Source organism: Paenibacillus sp. GbtcB18 (genome assembly GCF_019091125.1).
Lineage (GTDB): Bacteria > Bacillota > Bacilli > Paenibacillales > NBRC-103111 > Paenibacillus_F > Paenibacillus_F chitinolyticus.
Genome location: NZ_JAGXJX010000316.1, coordinates 1 through 275 on the forward strand (window position 1 = coordinate 1; position 275 = coordinate 275).

Sequence of the window (275 nt, forward strand, 5' to 3'; positions counted from 1 at the left end):
ATGGTTGGTATTATTGGATTGCACGTAGTGGGGAGGAAGAAGTAAAAGCAACAGTTCGTTTAGGTGTAAAAGGGTGGACTCTGTATATAATCTTTATGTTAGTTGCTTGGATTGGTTGGGGCTATTAGCAAATCCGTTATTTAGAATCAACTAGTCCATATTTAGATGCTTTAAATGCTGTACTAGGTTTAGTAGCTCATTTTATGCTAAGTCGAAAATTTTTAGAAAACTGGTATTTATGGATTGTATATAACGTGGTTAGCATTGTGATTTAT

At 34.2% G+C, this 275-nt stretch carries 1 pseudogene; it reads left to right on the plus strand.

The window, feature by feature from the left end:
- Window positions 1-275 (plus strand): annotated as a pseudogene (gene pnuC / locus KVT34_RS30265) (nicotinamide riboside transporter PnuC); the annotation flags it as partial.